Origin of the sequence: Dorea amylophila, from assembly GCF_025567265.1 — a bacterium.
In the GTDB taxonomy this organism is placed as follows: Bacteria; Bacillota; Clostridia; order Lachnospirales; family Lachnospiraceae; genus Dorea_A; species Dorea_A amylophila.
Window position 1 is genome coordinate 113,778 of the sequence record NZ_JAOQJW010000008.1, and the last position, 23,856, is coordinate 137,633.

At 43.1% G+C, this 23,856-nt stretch carries 18 protein-coding genes; 9 read left to right on the plus strand and 9 right to left on the minus strand.

Annotation, left to right across the window (positions count from 1 at the left end; all coding sequences use genetic code 11):
- Positions 1-128: 128 nt before the first annotated feature.
- Positions 129-608 (plus strand): DUF5721 family protein, encoded by a 480-nt coding sequence (locus OCV72_RS06705; RefSeq protein WP_055282792.1) that lies wholly within the window; start codon positions 129-131, stop codon positions 606-608.
- 100 nt (positions 609-708) lie between these two features.
- Here OCV72_RS06705 and htpG read toward each other — a convergent pair whose 3' ends face one another.
- From htpG to OCV72_RS06725, 4 genes are all read right to left on the minus strand, one after another.
- Complete coding sequence (gene htpG, locus OCV72_RS06710) at positions 709-2,754, minus strand: molecular chaperone HtpG (protein ID WP_055282794.1); 2,046 nt, start codon at positions 2,752-2,754, stop codon at positions 709-711.
- A gap of 207 nt (positions 2,755-2,961) precedes the next feature.
- Positions 2,962-6,273, minus strand: coding sequence for an ABC transporter permease (locus OCV72_RS06715; RefSeq protein WP_055282796.1), 3,312 nt, complete (start codon positions 6,271-6,273; stop codon positions 2,962-2,964).
- Between the two features lie 16 nt (positions 6,274-6,289).
- Positions 6,290-6,994, minus strand: a complete 705-nt coding sequence (locus tag OCV72_RS06720) for an ABC transporter ATP-binding protein (protein WP_055282798.1) — start codon at positions 6,992-6,994, stop codon at positions 6,290-6,292.
- 729 nt (positions 6,995-7,723) lie between these two features.
- Entirely contained in the window at positions 7,724-8,875 is a 1,152-nt protein-coding gene (locus tag OCV72_RS06725; protein ID WP_055282801.1) for a double-cubane-cluster-containing anaerobic reductase, read from the minus strand.
- A gap of 265 nt (positions 8,876-9,140) precedes the next feature.
- Here OCV72_RS06725 and OCV72_RS06730 point away from each other — a divergent pair, with 265 nt between their 5' ends.
- The 7 genes from OCV72_RS06730 to OCV72_RS06760 all read left to right on the plus strand — a co-directional run bounded on the left by OCV72_RS06730 (position 9,141) and on the right by OCV72_RS06760 (position 15,375).
- On the plus strand, positions 9,141-10,295 hold the full coding sequence (locus OCV72_RS06730; RefSeq protein WP_055282803.1) for an aminotransferase class V-fold PLP-dependent enzyme: 1,155 nt from the start codon (positions 9,141-9,143) through the stop codon (positions 10,293-10,295).
- A gap of 140 nt (positions 10,296-10,435) precedes the next feature.
- On the plus strand, positions 10,436-11,713 hold the full coding sequence (locus OCV72_RS06735) for a double-cubane-cluster-containing anaerobic reductase (RefSeq protein WP_055282806.1): 1,278 nt from the start codon (positions 10,436-10,438) through the stop codon (positions 11,711-11,713).
- Between the two features lie 19 nt (positions 11,714-11,732).
- Positions 11,733-11,993: a putative Se/S carrier protein gene (locus OCV72_RS06740; RefSeq protein WP_055282808.1), complete on the plus strand. Its 261-nt coding sequence runs from the start codon at positions 11,733-11,735 to the stop codon at positions 11,991-11,993.
- Between the two features lie 29 nt (positions 11,994-12,022).
- Entirely contained in the window at positions 12,023-12,787 is a 765-nt protein-coding gene (locus tag OCV72_RS06745; protein WP_055282811.1) for an acyl-CoA dehydratase activase, read from the plus strand.
- A gap of 262 nt (positions 12,788-13,049) precedes the next feature.
- Positions 13,050-13,442: an aspartate 1-decarboxylase gene (gene panD / locus OCV72_RS06750; protein ID WP_055282813.1), complete on the plus strand. Its 393-nt coding sequence runs from the start codon at positions 13,050-13,052 to the stop codon at positions 13,440-13,442.
- 106 nt (positions 13,443-13,548) lie between these two features.
- Complete coding sequence (gene panC, locus OCV72_RS06755; RefSeq protein WP_055282815.1) at positions 13,549-14,388, plus strand: pantoate--beta-alanine ligase; 840 nt, start codon at positions 13,549-13,551, stop codon at positions 14,386-14,388.
- Between the two features lie 3 nt (positions 14,389-14,391).
- Positions 14,392-15,375 (plus strand): bile acid:sodium symporter family protein, encoded by a 984-nt coding sequence (locus tag OCV72_RS06760; protein ID WP_055282817.1) that lies wholly within the window; start codon positions 14,392-14,394, stop codon positions 15,373-15,375.
- Between the two features lie 70 nt (positions 15,376-15,445).
- Here the strand turns inward: OCV72_RS06760 and feoB are convergent, their stop codons facing one another.
- From feoB to OCV72_RS06775, 3 genes are all read right to left on the minus strand, one after another.
- The gene (gene feoB, locus OCV72_RS06765; protein WP_055282819.1) at positions 15,446-17,788 is read right to left on the minus strand and encodes a ferrous iron transport protein B; all 2,343 of its coding nucleotides are present in this window, start codon (positions 17,786-17,788) and stop codon (positions 15,446-15,448) included.
- 169 nt (positions 17,789-17,957) lie between these two features.
- The gene (gene cyaB, locus OCV72_RS06770; protein ID WP_055282822.1) at positions 17,958-18,515 is read right to left on the minus strand and encodes a class IV adenylate cyclase; all 558 of its coding nucleotides are present in this window, start codon (positions 18,513-18,515) and stop codon (positions 17,958-17,960) included.
- Between the two features lie 35 nt (positions 18,516-18,550).
- Positions 18,551-19,591, minus strand: a complete 1,041-nt coding sequence (locus tag OCV72_RS06775) for an XdhC family protein (RefSeq protein ID WP_081021026.1) — start codon at positions 19,589-19,591, stop codon at positions 18,551-18,553.
- 97 nt (positions 19,592-19,688) lie between these two features.
- Here OCV72_RS06775 and OCV72_RS06780 point away from each other — a divergent pair, with 97 nt between their 5' ends.
- Positions 19,689-20,381: an epoxyqueuosine reductase gene (locus OCV72_RS06780; RefSeq protein ID WP_055282824.1), complete on the plus strand. Its 693-nt coding sequence runs from the start codon at positions 19,689-19,691 to the stop codon at positions 20,379-20,381.
- 101 nt (positions 20,382-20,482) lie between these two features.
- Here the strand turns inward: OCV72_RS06780 and OCV72_RS16610 are convergent, their stop codons facing one another.
- The gene (locus OCV72_RS16610) at positions 20,483-22,636 is read right to left on the minus strand and encodes a double-cubane-cluster-containing anaerobic reductase (RefSeq protein WP_055282826.1); all 2,154 of its coding nucleotides are present in this window, start codon (positions 22,634-22,636) and stop codon (positions 20,483-20,485) included.
- Positions 22,637-22,647: 11 nt separating this feature from the next.
- Positions 22,648-23,775: a helix-turn-helix domain-containing protein gene (locus tag OCV72_RS06795; RefSeq protein WP_055282828.1), complete on the minus strand. Its 1,128-nt coding sequence runs from the start codon at positions 23,773-23,775 to the stop codon at positions 22,648-22,650.
- Between the last annotated feature and the right edge of the window lie 81 nt (positions 23,776-23,856).

A 23,856-nucleotide genomic window follows, 5' to 3' on the forward strand; every position in this document is an offset into this window, starting at 1 on the left:
TTACTGTTTTTCTTTTTGAATGTCAATTTATATCCTCTTTTCTGTCGTCTTTTGTGCTATAATGTTGAATACATTTCCTTATACCTGAAAGGGAAAATGATCATATAGATTAACAGGAGGTTTTCCTTATGAATGTATACCAGTTATCAGCAAAAAATTGCATGTCGCATCTACTCTTAAAAGACACTTTCGACAACTTTTCTTTCATAGAAGGCGAAATCACGACCTTCAACAAATTTACCATCAGCGGTTTTCTCCAGGAAGACTTCTTTGATGAAAAACCTGAAGAAACCTACTCCCGCTGGAATAAAACCCGAGACTTCTGCTTCCAGATCATCCGCGGTAAACGCACTCCATTGGGATTCAAGATTGTCCTTGCGCTTCCGGAAGATCAGATCCCGTACTTTCTGACCGCCCACGGTCTCACCGGATACCGCCCGGAAGAGATCCGGGGGCTGTACCTGAACTTCCACTACGATGGACATCACTTACAATGCATCACCGGAACTTCTCTGAACACTTTCACCATGGACAAATCCATCGAAAGAGAATGGGATCAGGAAGTAAAAAACATTTTAAAATCCAGATCCATTGAAGGTGACTACTGATCTGCAGCTTCCGATATAAACAGAGCCGTGCCGCCATGGATTTCCCTTCCACAGCCGCACGGCTCTTATTTTTCATTCCGCAAATCTTAACTTCAAATCTTTACTTTGTAAGCAGCATCATGATCTCATTACTTCTCTGCACAAACGCAGTCATCTCTTCCGGACTGAGCGGCTTATGTGCCAGCATTGCCAGATCATATAACTGTTTGCAGATAATACTTGTGTTCTCACTGTCTTTATGTTCAACTACATACTGAACCAGCGGATGATTTGCATTCAGGATCAGTGTACTTGTTGTACCCATATCCATTCCGTTCATGCCATACATTTTCATCATTTCCTGCATACGACGGTTTTCTTCGGATAACGTCATCATAGAAGCAACATTTTCATCTTTCAGTTTCTCGATTTTAACATCCAGATTCTCTTTTCCAAGCTCTTTGCGGAAAATCTCTACCAGACTGTCAGATTTCTTCTGGAATGCTTCTTTCTCTTCTTCGGCAACTTCTTCCTTTGCACCTGCTGTTACATCGGCGTCGATTCTCTGGAACTTGATATTCTGATTACGCTGCTCTAACTGTGTGATAAACGGCGAATCAATGTTGTGTCCTAAGATTACCGCATCCATGCCCTGATTCTTGAACATGTTGATGTACTGGCTCTGCTGGATCTCGTCCGTCACATAATAAATAACTGTCTTATCCTCTTCTTTGTTCTCAGTATTCTGATCATCTGTCTTGTCATTCTGATCTTCTACTGTTCCTCCATTTGCCTCGATGCAATCTTTCAATGTCAGATATTTGTGATCCAGATTCTTAAACAGAACCGCATCTTTCATCTTGTCACAGAATTTTTCATCTTTCAGGCATCCGAACTTGATGAACGGACTGATGTTATCCCAGTATTTCTCATAATCTTCTCTCTTTGTCTTACACATTCCGGAAAGCTTATCTGCAACTTTCTTGGAAATGTACTCCGATATCTTATTGACGAATCCATCATTCTGCAGTGCACTACGCGATACGTTCAATGGAAGATCCGGACAGTCGATCACTCCCTTTAATACCATCAGATATTCTGGAATAACTTCTTTGATATTATCTGCGATAAATACCTGATTATTATATAATTTGATCGTTCCTTCAATAGAATCATACTCTGTGTTGATTCTTGGGAAGTACAGGATTCCCTTTAAGTTAAATGGATAATCCATATTCAGATGAATCCAGAACAACGGCTCTTTGTAATCCATAAATACTTTGCGGTAGAAGTTCAGGTAATCCTCGTCACTGCATTCATTCGGATGCTTTGTCCACAGTGGATGAATATCACTTAATGAAACCGGACGCTTTTTAATCTTTACTTTTTCTTTGGCAGGTTCCGTCTCTACCATCTCTTTTTCGCCGTTTTCATTCTCTTTTTCTTCCATCTTGGCATCTTCGTGAATATGTTCGATCACTTCATCGTCATCTTTCAGATCAGCTTCATCAATGGTCTCATATTCCGGTTCTGCATTTGCCTTGGAAAGGAAGATTTCCACCGGCATAAAGGAACAATATTTTTCCAGAACTTCTCTCATTCTGTATTCATTTGCAAACTCCAGACTGTCCTCATTCAGATACAGTGTCATAGTGGATCCGACTTCCTGTTTGCTGCCTTCTTCCATCTCATACTCTGTTCCGCCGTTGCTTACCCAATGTACCGGCTTTGCCCCTTCTTTATAGGAAAGGGTATCGATATGTACTTCGTCAGCTACCATGAATGCAGAATAGAATCCAAGACCGAAGTGTCCGATCATATCATCCTCTGTTGTCTTATCTTTATATTTTTCAAGGAACTGTGTTGCTCCGGAAAATGCGATCTGTGTAATGTATTCTTCTACTTCATCGGCTGTCATTCCAAGACCATTATCTGTAAATTTCAGAGTCTTTTCTTCTGGATTGACTTCAACTTTGATCGCCGGTTTATAATCATCCGGCAACTGGTATTCACCCATCATATCCAGTTTCTTCAGTTTTGTGATTGCATCACATCCGTTGGATACCAACTCACGTGCAAAAATATCGTGATCGGAATATACCCATTTTTTAATAATTGGGAAAATGTTTTCACTGCTGATTGACAAACTACCTTTCTTTGCTGCCATTGTAAATCACTCCTATTTCTACTTTTTATATTTCTATCATATTAGTGACAAAAGGTACTGCTTCTTCTGTCGGCAGACACCTTTTTGCTACATTTTTTCATCTAAGTGATATGATAATACTGCTTATTTTAAAAGTCAATAGAAAATTAGCACTCTTTCAAAAAGAGTGCTAACAATTCTGTGAAATTTATAAACCGTTTATAAACTTTACTCTATACTTTTCAATGATTCTACCATGTCAATCTTTTTCAGTTTAAAATACATTACCCAGTTTACGAACAATGAGAACCCTATCGTAAATAAAAAACTGTAGATATAACTCTTCAGATAAATACTCCGGCCAAACATTGCCGCATCCACTTCTACTGTCTGAATTACAAACAGATGCAGAATCTTACCGAATACAACACCTGCCACGGATCCGATCAACGTCAGCAGGATATTTTCACGGAATACATATTCTGCTACTTCCGTATCATAGAATCCAAGTACTTTCAAAGTCGCAAGTTCTCTCTGGCGTTCTGTGATATTAATGCTGTTCAGATTATAAAGTACCACAAATGCCAGCATTCCGGCTGAGACGATCAGTACAATGATCACCAGATTCAGACTGGCCAGCATATCATCAAGCTGATCTCTGATATCAAGCAGGTATGAGATTGTCAGTACCTGATCTTTTGACAGGATCTTTTCTCCCGCCTTTTTCACCTGGTCCTCCGAATATCCGTTCTTCGCCCGGAACATGATACAATTATATTTCACCGTCTTTCCAGATACCTTCTTGTAATACTGCGGTGTAAAATAGATATAATGTCCCATGTAATTTTCACAGATATGCGCAATCTTTACAGTGACACTCTTCTCCGTTCCCTTCTTCACTTTGATGGTATCCCCTTCTTTTACATTCAGAAGTTTCGCCGTCTTTTCACTGACAATTACTCCATCACCGGTGAGTGAATACGATTCTTTCGTCTTCCTGTCATGAAAATCCACATACTTTTCTGCAATTTCTGGATTTCCTAATATGCACTGGTACACGCTGAGTTTTTTACCGCCTCCGGATGCGGTCACACTCCGCATATCTGCCTCCATATAACTCTGAATATCTGAATCTGTTTTCAGATACTCCTTTAACTCTTCTTTCTCTGTCTTTGTCACATCATCTTTATAGAATATATGTCCATCATACAGCTGAATCTCTTCATACTGAATATCTGCGATCTCATATACAGAATCCCTCACTCCATATCCGACCAGCATCAGCGCCATACAACCGCCGATTCCGAATACGGTCATAAAGAAACGCTTTTTATAACGCATCAGATTCCTGATCGTGGATTTCCATGTGAAACTCATACGTTTCCAGATGAATCCTATTCTTTCCAGAAATACTCTCCGCCCTTTTTTTGGTGTCGGCGGCCGCATCAGCACTGCCGGTTCCGCTGCAAGTTCCTTATAGCAGGATGCAAGTGTTGCTCCCATAGTACATACAATGGAGGCTGCAGATGCCATTACCGCATAACTCATGTGGTATGGTACGTATATCTTCGGAATATGCGGATACATGATCTCATATGCATAGATAATAATGTACGGAAGGATTTTCTCTCCCACCAGTACTCCAAGGACACTTCCTCCTGCCGTTGCAAGGAATGCATACCCCAGATATTTCGATGCAATGGAAAAATTCCCGTATCCCAAAGCCTTCATGGTTCCTATCTCTATTCTCTGTTCCTCTACCATACGTGTCATACCGGTCAGACTGATCAATGCCGCAACAAGGAAAAACATAACCGGAAATACTTTTCCGATCGCACGCATACGATCCGCATTTTCTCCGAATCCATCATATTCTATCAGTGTACTTCTATCATATACATACCATTTTGGATTCTTGATCTGACTGATCTGCTTACCGGCATCAGCAAGCTTTTTCTCGCCTTTTGCAATTTCTGCTTCCGATGTCTTCTTTCCGTCTTCATATTCTTTCCTGGCATCGGCAAGTTTTGCTTCATTTTCCGCAATTTCTGCCTCTCCTTTTTTCAGCGTCTGCTCCTGTGCTTCCAGTTCTGCTTTCCCTGCATCTAACTGTTTCTGCCCGGACTCTATACTTGCCACTGCACTGCTAAGCTTTGTTTCACTTGCATCCAGCTGCGCTTTTGCCTGATCCAGCTCTGCTTTTGCATTCGTAAGCTGCTGTTTTACAGCGTCCAGTTCGTTCTTCTTTGTCTGGTAATCCTGTTCTTTCGCATCCAGCGTCTGCTTTGTTTCCTGTGCCTGTGCTTCCAGCTCCCGGATCTTCTGCGTCAATTCCTGATCCTGTTCTGTTTCTCCGGATACCTGTGCTTTTAATGCTTCTATGTTCTTCAGAAGTGTCTGATATCCATCCCATCCCTGGTCAAGTTCTGCTCTGTATACGGCCAGCCCCTGTTCTCCTGTCTGGATCTGTTCCTGCGCTTCTGCATACTGTGCATCATAAGCTGCTTTTCCCTGTTCATACTGCTTTTTTCCCTGCTCCAGTTGTTGAAGACCATTTTGATATGTTTTCTTTGCCGCATCCAATTCCTGCTGCTTCGCCTGGATCTTCTTCCTCGCATCTTCCATCTGCGACTTCCCGCTTACGAGTGTTTCCTTTGCCTGTGAAATCTGCGTCTCTCCGTCTGTAATCTGCCTTTCCGCATCTGAAAGTTTCTGCTCTGATTCTGCTTTTCCGTCATCTAGCTTTTTCTGCGCCTTTTCAAGCTTTGTATTCGCTTTATCCAAAAGTTCTTCCTTACGGATCTTTCCTCTTTCTTCTGTGATTGCTTCCAACCGTTTTTTGACTGTCTTTACTTTCTGTTTATATGCACCGGTATATGCAGTCAGATCTTTTGCGTCCTGCACCTGCACATACATTTCCGTATATACATCCAGATGAAATGTTTTCTCCGGTACTACTACAAATCCGCTGACTATACCTGTCCCGATTGTTGTACTTCCGCGATTCAATGCTATGTAACACGGTGAATTCCCTTTTCCGACAACCTTTAGTTCATCCACCTTCAGGGTATCCGTCACCTTGTCATCCGTCCCGGACTTAAGCCTGATCGTCTCTCCGACTTTATACTTCATCTGATCATCTACCAGACATTCTCCCACTTTTTCCGGCATACGGCCTTCACTGACCGTAATCTTATTTATATCTTCCATCCGTGACATCACGTGGAGTACATATTGCTTCTTATTCTTTATATTCAGGAAATCTGCACTATAGGCTCCTTCTGCCTTTCCAACTCCTTTTACATTTCTGACTGCCTTCACATCATCTTCCGTAATTCCGAGTGTACTGACTGCCTTGATATCCATCAGGTCTGACTTATCAAAATACGCATCTCCGGTAATCTTCATAGATGGCTCGGATGCCCGGATGCCGGAAAAGAACGCTACTCCCAGCGCAACAATAAAAAGAATAGAAATAAAACGTCCGAAACTGCGGCGGATCTCCATGTAAAAATTCTTACGTGTTATCTTTTTTGCCATCTGCCGTCCCTGCCTTTTACCATTCTATGGTCTCAACCGGAACTGGTTGCGGATTCTGTATGATCTTATCCACCCGGCCGTTTTTAATCTTGATCACCCGGTCTGCCATTGGCGCAATTGCCGAATTATGTGTGATCAGAATCACCGTCATTCCACTGTTCCGGCAGGTATCCTGTAATAATTTCAAAATGGATTTTCCTGTATTATAATCCAGCGCACCGGTCGGTTCATCGCAGAGTAACAGCTTCGGATTCTTTGCCAGTGCTCTTGCGATCGACACTCTCTGCTGTTCCCCTCCCGACAGCTGCGCCGGAAAATTATCCAGTCTTTCTCCCAGTCCGACCTCTTCCAGAACTTCCTGTGCATCCATTGGATCCTTACATATCTGAAGAGCCAGTTCTACATTCTCCAGTGCTGTCAGATTCGGAATCAGGTTATAAAACTGAAAGACAAATCCGATATCATCTCTTCTGTATGCCGTCAACTGCTTCGTCGAATACGTTGCAATGTCCTGACCGTCAACCAGCACCTGTCCCGACGTAGCGGTGTCCATTCCCCCAAGAATATTCAGCACCGTTGTCTTTCCTGCACCACTGGGTCCGACTACAACTGCGAATTCCCCTTTCTTAATCTCAAAGTCGATTCCGGCTGCTGCCATGATCTCAACTTCCCCCATCTTATATATCTTCCTGACATCTTTTAAGGTCACAAATTCACTCATATACGTTTCCTCCGTGTGGGCATATTTGTATTATAATTATATCATCTTTTCTACTTTAATTGGAATTTAATTGGGATTTAATTTATTAACTGGGAAGCAGCCTCTCAGTCCTTGAAGGAAACAATAGATAAGGCTTCTTGTTCAGGTTCCATACCATAAGAAACACTAAGAGAGTCAGAATCACCTAAAAGCAAAGGAACTACGCTCAAACTCGGCGTTCGCCTCAAACACGTTCGCTTCGTTCCTTTAACGGTGCTTCTGACTCTCTAATTGTTTCTAACGGCATTCCACATTCACAATAATCCTTATCTATTGTTTCCTTCAAGTCGCGACTGGCAGCGGATATTAATAAATGAAATGCCCGGAAGTGTAACCCGGTGGAAGCCACTACGGTTACGCATTTGCCATTTCATTCGTAAGGCATTTGATACACACGGAATAAAACTTGGAAAGGCATTCCAGTGAATGTGGAAGAGGCGTTGGTAATTCTTAAGGGGTAAAATTCTGCGTTAGGTTTTCAAAATTTGACTGTCTGAGGCGTATGCCGAGTTTCAAATTTTGAAAGCCTGCTTTTAGCAGAATTTTGCCCCTTTAGAATTGACCCGCCGATGGAACCTGAACAGGAACGCCTTTCCAAGCTTTATTCCGGTTCGGTATCCACAGCCTTTCTGAATTAAATCCCAATTGCGCTACGGTAGTCAGCTTTCAATGAGTGGATCTAGCTCTGCCCTACAGCATCTCTATAAATGCCGCAATACGGGTATTCAGCTGTCCGATATCAGCCTGTGAGTAGTCTGTCTCTACATTGATATACGGGATTCCTTTCTTCTCATTTACAAATTTGCGGATAGAGAGTGACTCAACATTATATGTATGACAGGCCTGAAGTGTCATCTCTACAACTCCGTCTACCTTGAATTCATCGATCAGGCGGTCAAGGAGATCCAGTCTGTTTGGATTCGGTGTCATAACGGAACATCCGATATTCAGGTAACGTCTTGCCAGTGCATCATATACATCCGGATTCTCTTCGTCAACTAATTTATCGAAAGATTTTGCTCCGTTGCAATTCTCGAACGCTACTACAACTCCACCATTGTCTTCTACTGCACGGATCACTTTCTCAGTTGCTCCTCCGATCGGGCATCCGGTGATCAGAATACGAGGCATCTTATCAAGTCTCTTTCCTTCTTCATATTCTTTTTCAATCTTCTCTCTCATTGCTTCGATCTCTGCCGGAATTGCTTTACGGTCAAACTTGAATCCACTTCCGTATAATACTTTGAACAGGTCACCGCCTTTGATTGGTGCAGGGTCAAGTGTCATAACGTGATACAGCTCTTTCATAGCTTTTCTTACTTTATTTTCTTCTTTTACAGCCTCTAATACAGCTTCATCTGTAATCTCTACGTCGAATTTCTTTTCCAGATATTTTTTGAAACGGATCAGCTCACTCTTCCACAGCTGTAATGCCATCTCACTCTGTGTATTTGGCAGTTCCATCACAAATACATCTTTGAAATCTGACATATACTCATACATTTTCTTCTTTCCGTCACAGGTTGTCTCCCCAACAACTACATCTGAGAAATAGAAAAATGGACATTTATCAGTCTTGGCAAATCCATAGCTTGATTTGATCAATGGACATAAGTTCTTTGGCAGGTCTTTCTCTGCATCTGGAATGGTCTCATCGGATACAGAACATAAGCCTACCGTAACTGCTCCCATTGCTCTTGCGATCTCTGCCGGGAAATAAGTACAATATGCTCCGACAACCGGAACTCCCTGATCCTTTAATCCTTTCATTGCCATAAATGATTTCTGACGCTGCTCGGCAAATTCTTCGAACACTTCCGGCAGTTCTTTAATTAACTCCATATTAAAATTCCTCCGTATTTTTCCTAATTTTTTGATAAATTTTTCATAAGACTATCATACCACTCACACTTCATTTTACCTAATAGGAAATATTAATAAATCGGTTCATTCTATCATTTTTATCTATAATCATCATTTGTTTTCTCTATGATAACGTACAAAGCTATATTATTTTTGATAATCCTCTGTATTTTCCATCCGGTAATCTGTTACAATATCGATAAATGCTACACGAACTATATAATGTCTTATGGAGGTTTTCGATATGAATCAAAAAATATATTTTGACAATGGCAGCACATCCTGGCCGAAAGCACCCCAAGTTGCCTCTTCTATGTCAGAACTTTTAGAATCCGGCGCCTTCAATATCAACCGGGGAAATTATGAAGGTGCGTATGAGCTGGAAAGTCTGGTGCTTCTCACACGTATGCAGCTCGCCAGACTTTTTCATGCACCGGATTCCAGACATGTCATATTCACACCGGGAATCACTTATTCCCTGAATTATCTGATCAAAGGTCTCCTGAGACCCGGAGATCACGTACTGGTCAGCAGCCTGGAACATAATGCCGTGATGCGTCCGCTCTGCCAGCTTGCTTCACAGGACATTCATTACACGATGATCCCTGCTGAAACAGATGGTACAACGCAACCGGAATCTGTCGAAGCACTGATCCGCCCGGAGACAAAAGCAGTCATCATGCTTCATGCTTCCAATGTATGCGGAACCATTCTGCCGATCCGGGAGATTGGTGATATCTGCCGGCGTCATCATCTGTTCTTTGCCGTAGACACTGCACAGAGTGCCGGTTCTGTCGATATCGATATGCAGGAATGTAATATTGATTTTCTTGCTTTTACCGGACACAAGGGTCTGCTTGGTCCCCAGGGTATCGGCGGCTTTCTGATATCGGAAGCACTGGATCATGAACTGACGCCTCTGATCGCAGGCGGAACCGGAAGCCAGTCGGATTCACTCCTTATGCCGGACTATCTCCCGGACAAGTACGAAAGCGGTACCATGAATCTTCCGGGTATCATCGGACTTCACGCTGCCCTGACTTATCTGGAAGAAGCAGGCATTCCGGCTATCCATCAGAAGAAAATGGAACTGACCGGATATTTTCTTAAAAGAATACAGGAAATCCCACAGGCACATATTGCGGGAAAACAGACGATTCAGGACCGGCTTGCTGTCGTCTCTCTTGATTTTCCGGAGTATGATAATGCCGAGATTGCATTTTCTCTGGAACAGGATTACGGGATCATGACAAGAGTCGGTCTTCATTGTGCTCCGATGGCACATCAGGCCCTGCATACCATGCCACATGGAACCATCCGTTTTGCCTTCAGCCACTTCAATACCACAGAAGAAATTGACTGCTGCATCGACGGGTTGCGAGAATTATTCTCAGTATAGAATTTACAAATATATCTTATCGAACTTGTGAATTATCTATAACCAATTCCTCCGGTATGCATTGCCCTGGTCTTCCAAACGTGTTACGGTTATTTTATCGATAACATCGGATCAATTACACTATAAGGAGGTATTTTAAAATGGCTGATTATCGTAAAATGTGGGAAGAACTTGGGATGGATGTAGACCTGCATGACCAGCTCTGCGCAGTACTGCCGCAGGCATTCGGGGATGTATTTTTATCACAGGAAAACCGTCCGGATTCTATGGACTATTATAATATGGTGGTTGCCGATATTCATGGTATCCGTCCTGCGGAACTGATCGAACATCAGAAAAAAGGCGGGAAAGTATTCGGTACATTCTGTGTATATGTACCGGATGAAATCGTATTCGCAGCAGATGCCATTGCTACCGGATTATGTGGCGGATCCCAGTTCTGGGTTCCTGGCGGAGAGAAAGTCCTGCCTGCCAATACCTGTCCACTGATCAAGGCATCTGTCGGTGCACGTCTTGACCGTACCTGTCCATTCTTCCGTATCGCAGATATGTTCATTGGGGAGACAACCTGCGATGGTAAGAAGAAAGCATGGGAGATTCTTTCTAAAGATGTACCGTTACATGTCATGGATCTTCCACAAATGAAGCGTGCCAAAGATATCCGGGCCTGGGCAGAAGAAATCGAGACATTTAAGAATGTCGTGGAAAAATTTACCGGAAATGAAGTAACTGCTGAAAAACTGGCAAAAAGCATTACATTAATTAATAATAAACGAAAAGCCCTGGAACGTCTTTACAACCTGCGCAAGAATGAGAATCTTCCGATCAGCGGATGTGATGTGCTCCTGATCTCTCAGATTGCATTCTATGATGATCCTGCGAGATTTACACAGATGACAAACAAGTTATGCGACGAGCTGGATCAGAGAGTGAAAGACGGTGTGAGTGTTGTCCCTGCCGGAACCAAACGTATCATGCTAACCGGAACTCCTCTTGCAATTCCGAACTGGAAGCTTCATAATATTGTAGAGACCAGCGGAGCAGCGATCGTCTGCGAAGAGATGTGTACCGGAACCAGATATTTCGAAAATCTTGTTGATGAAAGCAAGACAACCCTGGAAGACCAGTACATGGCTCTGGCCGAAAGATACATGAAGATCAATTGTGCATGCTTTACACCGAATGAAGGACGTATCGATGACATCTTACGTCTTGCAAAAGAATACAAAGTTGATGGTATCATTGATGTGAACCTTAAGTTCTGTAACCTGTATGATACCGAGGGATATTCCGTAGAGAAAGCAATGAAAGAAGCCGGAATCCCTGTTCTTGGAATCGAGACTGATTACACCGACAGCGATGCCGGACAGCTTCGTACCAGAATCAGTGCATTTATCGAAATGTTAGATAATAAATAAGTAACCGAGGTAACAGATCATGCAAAAGATACAGCATTATGTATTATTTCCCAACCATGACAACGGGATGCGTCTGTGTGGGATATTAAAAGAAGCCGGTATCAAGGCCACCATCGCTCCTACGCCGCGCGTAGCCAGTAAGTGCTGCGGCATCTCACTGCTCGTCAGAGAAGAGGATCTGGAAGCGATCCGGAAATTCATCGACGAGAATCATATTGAGATTTTGAAAATTGCCGCCATTGAACGGGATATTAATCCACGGCGGGACAGATATTGTTAAAAAATTAGTGTTAAGCGAGGAAAGAATTTATGAATTATATTGGAATTGATATCGGATCTACCGCATCCAAAGTTGCTGTAAAAGGAGATCACGATCTACATTTTGTACTGCCGACCGGATGGAGCAGTAAAGAAACCTGCCAGACGATCAAAGACCGTTTATTAGAAGATGGTATTGATGTGTTATCGGACGATTCGAAAGTTGTCGCAACCGGATATGGCCGTGTTGCCGTAGATTTTGCTGATCATGTTATCACAGAGATTACCTGCCATGCAAGAGGCGGCCGTGAGATGGCCGGTGATGAATGTGCAATTATCGACGTCGGCGGACAGGATACCAAGATCATCCTGGTGTCCGGCGGTATGGTACAGGACTTCCAGATGAATGATAAGTGTTCTGCCGGAACCGGTAAATTTCTGGAGATTATGGCAAACCGCTTAGGTGTTACCCTGCAGGAACTGTTTGATATGGCGGATAAAGGAACTGTTCTTCCGATCAGTTCCCTGTGTACGGTATTTGCCGAATCTGAGGTCATCAACTATATCGGTGAGGGACAGAAGCGGGAAGATATCGCAGCCGGTGTTGTAGATTCCGTTGCCAATAAGGTGGCACAGCTTGCCATGAAGAAAAACCTGCCGGAGAAAGTGATCCTGACTGGCGGACTCAGTAACAGCACCTACTTTACGAAGATTCTCTCACAGAAACTCGGACAGACTGTATCACCTACCGAACACGGAAGATATGCAGGTGCACTTGGTGCCGCACTCCTTGCAAGGGAAAAGAAAAAAAGATAATAAGAAATAATACAGAGCCGGATTTATAATTTCAGAAATCCGGTTCTGTTTTTTTTTCGTATACATAGATTGACATACCTTTTCTGCCTTTTTATAATGAACAACGGAGACGGTATCTGTCCCTGACAGAACCATACTCAGAACTGAATCACTGGAATCTCATAATTTTCAACAAAAATGAGCTTATATTTTCAGGAAATAAGACTCAGGACCAGATATATTCTGGCTGAATTTTTTTCCTTAAAAGGAAAGGATATATGAGATGACACTTGAATTATTAAAAGGAAAGATCCACCGCGCTACTGTCGTTCAGGCAGAACTTGATTATGTAGGAAGCATTACGGTGGATGAAGCATTACTGGAGGCTGCTGGAATTCTCGAATATGAGAAAGTCCAGATCGTTGATGTAAACAACGGAAGCCGTTTCGAAACGTACACCATCAGCGGACAGCGTGGAAGTGGAATGATCTGCTTAAACGGAGCTGCTGCAAGATGTGTCAGTACCGGAGATAAGATCATCATCATGGCTTACGGACAGTATACGCCAGATGAAGCAAAAGAACACAAACCTACGGTTGTATTCGTAGATGAGGAGAACAAGGTAAGCCGCGTGACCAATTATGAACGTCACGGACTGTTAAAAGACATGGAATAAAAAGATACTCAATTATCACAACATATTTTATTACATGCAATCACCTGAGATCACAGTGTATTCAGAAGAGAACTCTCCGAATTATAACGAATAAAGGAGAATACCAATGCAGGTAACTAACACAATTGAAAAAACAAGAGAACTCGTAAATAACTGGAAAAAAGAAGGTAAGACCATCGGTCTTGTCCCTACTATGGGATATCTCCATGAGGGACATGCCAGTCTGATCCGTCGCTGCCGCGAGGAAAATGATATCGTTGTTGTATCTGATTTCGTCAATCCGACACAGTTTGGACCGAATGAAGATCTGGAAGCTTATCCAAGAGACTTTGACCGCGACAGTGCACTTTGTGAAAGCATCGGAGCAGATCTGATCTTCTGTCCGTCACCGGCAGAAATGTATCATGATCCACACGCATTTGTCAGTATCGATACTTTATCTGATACGCTGTGCGGTAAGACGCGTCCGATCCATTTCAAAGGGGTGTGTACCGTTGTATCAAAGTTATTTAACATCGTAAAACCAAACCGTGCTTACTTTGGACAGAAAGATGCACAGCAGCTTGCTATCATCCGCAAAATGGTTCTGGATCTGAACTTTGATATCCAGATTGTCGGATGCCCGATCGTACGTGAAGAAGACGGACTTGCCAAATCTTCCCGTAATACATACTTAAGCTGCGAAGAACGCAAAGCTGCCCTCTGCCTTTCAAAAGCTGTAAAGAAAGGTCAGGAACTGATCCGAAATGGTATTGCCGCATCTGAAGTATTAGAACCGATGTGTGAGATCATAAACGGTGAACCGCTGGCACGTATCGATTACGTATCCATGGTCGATGCACTCAGCATGCAGCCTGTTGACTCTGTAAATGCTGACGTCCTGGTTGCTATGGCAGTTTATATCGGAAAGACCCGACTCATCGACAATTTCAGTTACGAGGTATAATATATGGAGCAGATAACAAAGGTATTATCACGGATCAGCTCTGTTCTTACCAAATATATTGGAATGATCATTATCTGCTTTTCTGTCATTGCCTTCTTCTGGCGTGATGGATTTGCATGGACTACAAACTATACTTCGATCTTTCTCGGCGTTGCCATGTTCGGCATGGGACTGACGATTCATATCGGAGATTTTAAAGTGGTATTTACCAGACCCAAAGAGATCATTATCGGATTTGCCGCACAATATACGATTATGCCGCTGATCGCATGGGGACTCTCGGTCCTCCTTCATCTGCCAACGGATATCGCACTTGGTGTCATCCTGGTCGGATGCTGCCCTGGCGGAACTGCCAGCAATGTGATCACTTATATCGCAGGTGGTGATGTTGCACTTTCTGTCGGTATGACGATCACTTCAACTCTGGCAGCACCGGTTATGACACCTCTTCTGGTATATTTACTTGCCGGTGCATGGGTTCAGGTATCTTTTCCGGGAATGGTAATCTCGGTTGTAAAGGTCGTACTGATCCCGGTTCTTCTGGGTATCCTTCTCCGCAAACTGATCGGCAGACATATTGAGAAATTATCCGGCATCCTTCCGCTGATCTCCGTTGTATCCATCGTCATGATCATCAGCGGAATCGTCGCAGTAAATGCGGAAAAAATCATGACATCCGGATTCCTCGTACTCTGTATCGTTATCTTACATAATCTTGCAGGTATGGGACTTGGATTACTTGCCGGACGCATCTTCCATGTGGAATATGACAAAGCAACTGCCCTTGCGATTGAAGTCGGTATGCAGAACAGCGGTCTTGCTATCACACTCGCCACCGCAAACTTTGCTGCAAACCCATTTGCCACACTGCCTGGAGCAATCTTCAGTGTATGGCACAATATTTCAGGCTCTTTATTCGCAAGTCTCCGGCGCAGCGGAAGGTATAAGATAAAGGAACAAATAGCCAAAGCAGAGCATGTAATTTAATATATACAGCAAAAACCTCCTGTGAATGGAACATATCTAATTCCATCCACAGGAGGTTTTTTATGCCTCTTTACATTACCAACGTACCAATCAGATGCACGATAAATGCTGCGATCCACGCAACCATACATTGTCCCAGCACCACATATGCCGCCCATTTTGCGCCAAGTTCTCTCTTGATCGATGCAATAGCCGCAACACATGGTGTATACAACAGACAGAAGACCAAAAGGCTTGCTGCTGCCACCGGCGTAATTGCTCCCGTCAGTTCTGCCGTACTTCCAAAGAGTACCGAAAGCGTAGATACCACACTTTCCTTTGCCATAAATCCTGTGATCAGTGCAGTAGAAATCTTCCAGTTTCCGAAACCAAGCGGAAGGAATACCGGTGCAATGATTCCTGCCACAACTGCCAGGATACTGTCCTTGGAATCTGCTACCACATTCATGTGTAAGTTAAATGTCTGCAGGAACCAGATGATAATTGTTGCAAAGAAGATTACGGTAAATGCTCTCTGCAAAAAGTCCTTTGCTTTTTCCCACAGAAGCTGCCCTACATTCTTTGCTCCCGGCATACGGTAATTCGGAAGTTCCATGACAAACGGTACGGCCTCACCTTTGAACATCGTTCCTCTTAAAAGCAGCGCCATCAGTATTCCCATCAGTATTCCACCAAAATATAACGCTACCATCACTACTGCTCCTTGTTTTGGGAAAAATGCCGCCGTAAAAAATGCATAAATCGGGAGTTTCGCCGAGCAGCTCATAAATGGTGTCAGAAGGATCGTCATCTTACGGTCTCTCTCCGAAGGCAGTGTCCTGCTCGCCATAACACCGGGAACCGTACATCCGAATCCTACCAGCATCGGTACGATACTCCGTCCGGAAAGTCCGATCTTACGGAGTAATTTATCCATCACAAATGCAACTCTTGCCATATATCCGCTGTCTTCCAGAATGGACAGGAAAAAGAATAAGGTAACGATAACCGGAAGGAAACTTAACACACTTCCCACACCGTTAAAGATTCCATCGATTACCAGCGAATGAATAACGGAATTGACATTCCAGGATGTCAACGCACCATCTACCAGATTCGTAAGTGCAGAGATTCCCATATCCAGCAGATTCGACAACGCAGCTCCGATCACATTAAATGTCAGCCAGAATACAGCCGCCATAATTGCAACAAAGCATGGAATAGCTGTATATTTTCCCGTCAGGATCTTATCCATCTTCGCACTTCGCAGATGTTCCTTGCTTTCTTTCGGCTTCACAACCGTAGCATCACAGATCTTCTCAATAAATGTAAAACGCATATCTGCAATTGCTGCGGACCGGTCAAGTCCACGTTCCTGTTCCATCTGCTTTACAATATGCTCCAGGAGCTGTTTTTCATTCTCATCCAGCTTGAGCTGTTCCAGGATCAGTTCATCCCCTTCTGCCAGTTTGCATGCCGCAAATCTTACCGGAATGTCTGCCTTCTTTGCATGATCCTCGATCAGATGCATGATCCCGTGCAGGCATCTGTGTACTGCTCCGCCATGGTCATCTGCATCACAGAAATCCTGTCTCCCCGGACTTTCCTGATATTTTGCCACATGCACGGCATGCTCGATCAGTTCGCCAATTCCTTCATTCTTCGCAGCCGAGATTGGAATAACCGGTATTCCAAGTTCCTGCTCCATCTCATTTACCAGGATCGAACCGCCGTTGTCCCGCACCTCATCCATCATATTCAGTGCCAGAACCATAGGAATATCCAGCTCCATCAGCTGCATGGTCAGATACAGGTTCCGCTCAATATTGGTTGCATCCACGATATTGATGATTCCCTTTGGATGCTCATTTAACACAAAGTTCCTGGTCACGATCTCTTCACTGGAATACGGCGACATAGAGTAGATTCCCGGCAGATCTGTCACCAGGGTATCACTGTGTTCCTTGATCACTCCATCTTTACGGTCAACTGTCACTCCCGGGAAATTTCCCACATGCTGATTAGAGCCGGTCAGCTGGTTGAACAGTGTCGTCTTTCCGCAATTCTGATTTCCTGCCAGTGCAAATGTCAGTGTTGTTCCATCCGGCAGTGGATTCTCATCTGCTTTTTCATGATATTTTCCACCTTCTCCAAGTCCCGGATGATCAATCTTCTCTTTCGGAATCTGATTCTTAATCTTAATCTCATCACGGACATCTGTAATCTCTATCTTTTCCGCATCTGCAAGCCTGAGTGTCAGTTCATAACTATGGATACGAAGTTCCACCGGATCACCCATTGGTGCGTATTTTACCATGGTAACGTCTGCCCCCGGAATAAGCCCCATATCCAGAAAATGCTGTCTCAATGCACCTTCTCCACCTACGACTGTCAATGTTGCACTTTTGCCGATTGGTAATTCTTTTAATGTCATCGTCTGTACTTCCTTCCAAATTTATCTACAGGCAGTGGTATTATTTTCACTGTTACTGATAATTTTTCTCAACTCGTAAGGTTAGTATAGACTTATCGATAATTTTTGTCAATAACCACGGGGACAGGAAATTTGGCTTTTTATCTGTCCCTCATGGATCTTTCTGATGCTAGTTACCTCGTTTTTCTAACATTGACAAATATGAATCCCTTACTGTCTCTGTCTTTTCGCATCCCAACATTCTCATTAGCTCATATATCATATCCAATCCACCTGCTCGTTCTTCTTCTTTTGCAACAATTATTTCCAATTCCAAAAAGTTGCCCAGATTCTCTACCTTATCTGCAGCCGCTGTCATATGATCTTTTATATAATAACCTCTTGTCTTCTTCACTCTGCAAGATGCTGGATAAAATTCAAGTTCTTTAAGAATGTCTTCCATCTTTTCCGGCTCATAGATATCAATCTCTGTTTCTTTCCTGGTCATGGATACCTGGTCTAATTTCGGTCCTTTGCAGTTGAGCTGTGCTTTTACTTCTCCCGTATCCAGATTCTCCATCTTACGGATGCGCAGTGCCTTGTCCTTCTTCCGCATATCATAGTGATCGCTGATAAAATAAGTATCCGTCTCCACAACGGTTTTCTGATATATGAACCCTGTTTCAAGCAATTTTTGCTTTATCTTTTCTATATTTTCAATGGGTATTTTTACCTCTACTTCTATCATCTTTTTAATGCCTCCGATGATTCTGTTTTCCGCGCTTAGACGATTTCCAGAAATACATCCACTTCCCCGCCACAGACCATACCTTCTTCTGCGGCTTCATTTCCGGTCATGTCTACATGGCAGATCCTTGCCTGTTCTCCCTCTCCTGCTGCCATAAGTCTGGCAATCTGGATGACTCTTGCTTCCATACATCCGCCGCCGATCGTCCCAACGCAGCGGCCATCTCTGTATATCAGCATTTTGGTTCCCAGCCCCTGTGGTGCGGAACCATGTCTGGTAATGATCGTTGCCATTATCTTCTTTTCCGGATACGGTTCCTGAGCAGTCAGCGCACGCATAATTTCTTTGGAATATCCATAAGTCCGTTTCTTCCTGTTCTTTACTTCAATAATCTCTGCAATAATTGCCACTCCGATCTCTGCCGGTGTCTGCGCTCCGATATCCAGACCGATCGGTGTATACACTGCATCCAGCACCTCCTGATCCACGCCTTTTTCCGCCAGACTTTGTTTTACCAGTGCTGTTCTTCTGCGGCTTCCGATCATACCGATATAGGCATGCTCTTTTGCGGCTATTTTCTCCAGACAGATTTGGTCATACCGGTGTCCTCTCGTCAGGATCACAAAATACGTATCCGCACTTCCCTGTATCTTGTCCAGTGCTTCTTCGAATGGTTCGCAGATAACCTGTGACGCCCCGGCCAGTCTTGCATGATCCGCATACATCGGACGATCTTCCAGTACAATTACCTCACAGTCCATCATCACTGCCATTTTAATCACCGGAATCGACACATGACCGGCACCACAGATCACAATCTGTTTTTCCTGCCCCAATGTATCGCAAAATACTTTCTCATTTCCAATATAGGTGATTCCACTTTCTGTAATATTCTTTATCTCATCTGTATATCCATGAAAATAACCATTTTTCCTGCTTTCCCAGACAATTTTTCCATCTATGACCAGTGCCTTTTCAGAAATGCATCTGCCTCCCAGCAAAGTAAGCACCCTGCGTTCGGCCTGTCCTTCACTTTCCTGAATTGCTTCCATTAATTCCGTCATTCTACTTTCCATAATAGTTTCCTTTCCCACTATCTTTCTTCTGCATTCTATTGTAAAATTGAATGTACAATAAGTCAATGAACGGAAATGTTCTGAAAGGAGGGATTTTATGAATCCCACAAAAGAATTCAGAGATTATCTAATCTCGCAGGGTGCTGCTTTGGTCGGAATTGGGGATCTGACCGCAGTTCCATCTTCTGACTACCCGGTCGGTATTGCAGTCGCAATCCCGTTACCGAAACACGTCATCAAAGGCCTTCAGCTTGCTCCAACAAGAGAATACTACGAACTTTACAATTCTTTGAGCGACAAACTGAACACCATCGTAACTGCCGGTGCGAAATACCTGACTGACAAAGGCTATCATGCTTATGCCCGGACGACAGACCAGAAAATGACAGATTCAGATAACTGTATTCCATTGTCACATCAAACGATTGCCACCCGAGCCGGTCTTGGCTGGATCGGTAAAAACAACCGGCTGGTAACACCACAATATGGTTCTGCCGTAAGGCTTTCTTCTCTTCTGACCGATGCCCCGCTGACCTGCGATACCCCGGTCACACACTCCCAGTGCGGTGCCTGCCATGCCTGTGTCAGATCTTGCCCGGCACATGCCCTGAAAAATACTTTGTGGCGTCCCGGCATATCTTGCGAAAATATCATAGCCATCTCCACGTGTCATAAGAAATGTCGTGAGATCATGCAAAAAAGCACGGGGATTGATGCAGATCTGTGTGGAAAATGCTTTGCAGTCTGCACTTATACGAGGCAGTATTTGAAGCAGTGCCGGGATGTGTAAGATGTGTTGTTTTGGGATTTAATTTATTAACTGGGGAAGCGGCCTCTCAGTCCTTGAAGGAAATGTTAATAAATTTTAAAAAATGACTGATACCAAGCGTATCAGTCATTTTTTAGCTTTTCTATCTCCATTGCCAACAGAATTCCTTCACATTCCATTCCGTCTTTTTCATCCATATCCAACAGTTCATTAATCCGTGCAATTCTTGGCAACAATGTATTCCGGTGAATCCTAAGTCTTGCGGCCGTCTGTGCAACATTTCGTTTCATCCGGAGATACCAGTACAATGTCTCATAAAGTTCTTTTCCTGTTTTCCGGTCCTCTTCTTTCAGAATTTCTAACTCTTCCATATATACTTTTTCCTGTCCCAGATGTTCACTGATACAGTCGATTGCAAGTTCATGGTAATAATTCTCTACAAGTATTACCGATTCTTTCTGTTTCTGCCTTGAAGCTATATTCATCACCTGCCACTGAAGCTGCCTGTTCTCTTCTTTTTTCTCACAGTCTGGAAATCCATTTCCAATTATCACTTTTCCATCTGCATCTGCCATAGATTTCCGGCATATATCAATTACACAGTTTCGGGCTTCTTTTCCTTCCATTCCTGACAGGAATAATTCGTTATCCTGCATCTGCCGCAATTTCAGTCCTGCTATTATTTTTTTCTCTCCGATCTGTTTTGCAAGCTCCTGTCCGATATGTATAAGGTCTTTTGCTTCTTCTGCCATAATCCACATATAATCCGGAATTTCTCTTTCTTCTGTCTCACGGCTATTGTCTCTCATATGATAACTTTTTGCCAAAAGCTCCAACAGTTCTTCTACATTTTCCTTACTGACATCATCCGGAACAACTGCCATTACAACACCATTCTTCTCTGACAGCTTATATTCCATCCTTTTATTGTTTTCCTGCTCTGCTTCTTCCCTGCTGATCCCGATCCAATCTTCTACCTCTTGTTCACCGGCCTTTATGCCTACCGGAATATGCGTATATTTCCATATCTCTTCCAGAATTTCCTTTCCTGACTTTTGCTCCGTTAGTCCCGTCAGTACAATCTTATAACAATAATTGATATCTATACGTTTTTCTGTCTCCGTCTGGATCATTTCCAAAAATGCTGTCAGTCTGGTAGCAATCTGCCCCTGATCTGCAGTAGAATAATCCGTATCAATGGCAATATATGGCAGATGTTTCTCTTCTGTTACAAATTTTCTGATATAAACAGACTCCGCCCCTGTTGCATGACATCCGGTCAGTATCATCTCTACCACTCCGTCTACATGATATTCCTCTATGATCTCACCGATCAGATCGATCCGGTTATCGTTCGGCGTCATGATCGAACATCCTGTTGACAGATATTTTCTGGCAATAGCCTCGTAAATGTCTTCACAGTCTTCCTCCACTGGACTCCCCAGTGTCCGCACACCACTGCAGTTTTCAATTGCCACAACAACTCCGCCATTATCTTCTATCGCACGGATCACTTTCAGGCTGTCCCCGCCGATCGGGCACCCTGTCACCAGTATTCTCGGCCGCTTTTCCAGATGCTTTCCCTGTCTGTATTCTGTCATGATCTTATCGATCACTTCTTTCACCACGCCTGGAGTCGTCGCAAAATCGAACCTGTATTTGCTTCCCTGGACCATCTTCTGGATATCCTCCCCCCTTACCGGTACCGGATCCATTTTCATCACTTCGCAGAGATTTTTCAAAGAGGTACGGATCTGGTTATTCAAATGTACGGCATCACGGATCATCTCTTCTGTAATTACCATATGAAAGAACTCTTCCAGATATTCTTTCGTCCGGATGATCTCACTCTTCCAGAAAGCAAGTCCTCTTTCAGACTGACTGTTCGGAAGTTCCATTACATGAACAGGTTTGAACTCTGCCATCAGCTCATACATCTTCTTTTTTCCGTCACAGGTCGTCTCTCCGATCACAAGATCAGCAAAATGAAAAAACGGACATCTGTCACTGATTGCAAATCCATAACTGGATTTTACCAGCGGACACATACTTTTCGGCAGATCGCGTTCCGCAGCCGTGATCGTCTCATTGGAAAAAGAGCAAAGACCTACCGGGATTGCTCCCGCTGCCATTGCAAGTTCTGTCGGGAAATAAGCACAATACATCCCTATAACCGGAATTCCCTTATCCTTATATTCTTTTATTTCCAAAAATGCTTCTCTCTTTTTTTCTCCAAACTCTTCAAATATCTCTGGTAAATCCTGCACCAGTTTCATATATGCTCTCCTTACTTCTGCCTTTTCTCATCTTGTCTCGATATATCATACATCATCATAAATGCCAGCAGTTCCCTTGCTGTTTCGTTATCATTGATATCAGCTTCTATACATTCCCTGATCTGCTTTAACCGGTAGACCAATGTATTTCTGTGAATATGAAGGCTGTCTGCTGCCATTGTTACATTATTTTCATTCAGCAAATATACCTTTAATGTATAGTAGAGCTGCGTATTATTCTCTCGGTCTTCCTGAAGCAGCCGTAACAATCGGTAATCACTTAATCCCGCTTCTTTAAAGAGCGGTGTTGTATATGTGTAAAGTCCCTGTACCGACCATTCCTTTTCCCGTTTCATAACCGGGTCATTTTCCAGTCCGTTTACCATAGACATACGTTTTAACAACTCGTACTTTGTAACACATCTGTCTAATTTCCCAAATGGTTCACTGATGCTGCATCCAATCTTTTTTTCCATGATCTTCTGGTAAATTTCTTCCGTATTTTTCGCTCTTAATCCATAAAATAATATCTGGATCCTGTCTGTCTCTTCGCAGATACAATATCTGTCCCATATTTCTTTTATCCACAATACATTCTTTTCCTGAATATCCTTTTTTAACATTAATACTTCTATGCATTGTCCTGTCCATATTTTTTCTGTCTGCTGGATCCCATCTGCTTTCCCGTGAAACAGACTCCAGGCAAGTATGGCTTCGCGCATCGGTTGTAAAATCATCGTCTCTTTTACCACATCTTCAAACTGATGCCTTACTGCCTGTCCGATCACACTTCCCAATTCTTCAAAAAACCGCCGGGACTCCTCTTCACTATATAGAATAACTACATATCCAGCTAACCTTCCCATTGTTTCAACAGGTTGAAGTACAAGCTGATGTTCTTTCGTATCAGCTTCCTGGCAGAATTTCTTATAGTCTGAAAATGTCACATGCTTCCATCTGATGGATTCGCTGCCATCCTGTTCACAGGTATGCGAATATGCCAGGATTTTTCCTGTCCCTGACACAAATATTACTTTCGCACCTGTATATTCATTTATCTTTTCTGCAATACTTTTTAATACTGGTTTTTCCAGCATTGCTTCAAAAATTATTTTATAACAGACTTCAATCTCGTACATATCTTTTTCACTCCATATACAGATATTTTCTCGTAGAAAATTATTTCTGTCAAATAGAAAATCATATGCCGTGATTTCGTC